We start from the raw sequence: 1,402 nt of genomic DNA, 5'->3' as shown, positions 1-1,402 counted from the left end.
CCGTTGTTCCTGACCTCGGCGCGCGCCGTCATCGCCGCGCTGCTCGGCGGGATGTTTCTCTCCCTGCTGCGCCAGAAGCCGCCGGCGCGCAGCGATCTGCTCCCCCTCCTTATCGTCGCGCTCGGCGTCGTCGTCGGCTTCCCGCTGCTGACGGCGCTGGCGCTGCAGCACATCACGGCGGCACGGTCGATCGTCTTCATCGGGCTTCTGCCGCTGGCCACGGCTATCTTCGGCGTGCTGCGCGGCGGCGAGCGCCCCAAGCCGGCTTTCTGGCTGTTCTCGATCCTCGGCAGCGCGACCGTGGCGGGCTTCGCGCTGATCCATAGCGATGGCGGCTCGCTGGCGGGCGATCTGCTGATGATCGCCGCGATCCTGCTCTGCGGGCTCGGCTATGCCGAGGGCGCGACACTCTCGCGTCGTCTCGGCGGCTGGCAGGTGATCTCCTGGGCCCTGCTTCTGTCCCTGCCGGCGATGGCGCTCGTCGCGCTCCTCTATTGGCCGGCCTCATGGAACGGCATCGGCATGCCCGCCTGGCTCGGGCTCGGCTATGTCTCGGTGTTCAGCATGCTGATCGGCTTCGTGTTCTGGTATCGCGGGCTGGCGCTGGGCGGCATTGCCGGCGTCGGCCAGCTCCAGCTGCTTCAGCCGTTTTTCGGGCTGCTGCTGGCCGGGCTTCTGCTGCACGAACCCGTCGCCTGGAGCATGGTCGCTGCGACCGGCATCGTCGTTCTCTCCGTGGCCGGGGCGAAGCGCTTCGCCTGAAAACCGAAGCGCCGGCATGTCGCTTGCTTGGAGGCGATGCTACTCTGCCGCCCGCTAGGACGTGCAGAACCTCTCGCCCGGGAGACCGCCATGCCGACACGCCGTTCCTTCCTCGCAGGCGCCGCCGCGAGCTTGACCCTCTCCGCTCCCAATATCGGCCGAGGCGCCGACCGGAGTGTGATCAAATTCGTGCCGCAGGGCGATCTCGCCGTCGTCGACCCGATCTGGACCACGGCGACCGTCACGCGCAACCACGCCTTCCTGGTCTACGACACGCTCTTCGGGCAGGACGAAAGCTACAAGGCCCAGCCGCAGATGGCCGAGGGAGCGCTTGCCGAGGCCGACGGCAAGACATGGACCATCAAGCTGCGGGAAGGACTGACATTCCACGACGGCAGCGCGGTTCTGGCGCGCGACTGCGTGGCCAGCCTGAACCGCTGGGGCAAGCGCGACTCCTTCGGGCAGACGCTGATGGCGCTGACCGACGAACTCGCGGCGACGGACGACCGCACCCTGCGCTTCAGGCTGAAAAGGCCCTTTCCGCTGCTGCCCGACGCCCTGGCCAAGATGACCGCCTTCGTCCCCGCGATCATGCCGGAGCGGCTGGCCGTCACGGACGCCTTCACCCAGATCACCGAGG

General features: G+C 68.5%; 2 protein-coding genes. Both read left to right on the top strand.

Annotated features, from left to right (window positions below; all coding sequences use genetic code 11):
• A partial coding sequence (locus AB4Y99_RS27615; protein ID WP_441525599.1) for a DMT family transporter occupies positions 1 to 762 on the top strand: 762 nt, incomplete at its 5' end.
• Between the two features lie 90 nt (positions 763 to 852).
• Positions 853 to 1,402: ABC transporter substrate-binding protein (locus tag AB4Y99_RS27610; RefSeq protein WP_441525598.1), on the top strand; the 550-nt coding region annotated here is incomplete at its 3' end.

The organism is Allobosea sp. TAB14, from assembly GCF_052113865.1.
Classification (GTDB): domain Bacteria; phylum Pseudomonadota; class Alphaproteobacteria; order Rhizobiales; family Beijerinckiaceae; genus Allobosea; species Allobosea spartocytisi.
The sequence above is the reverse complement of the archived record's forward strand: the minus strand, read 5'-3'. Positions and strand labels throughout refer to the sequence as shown.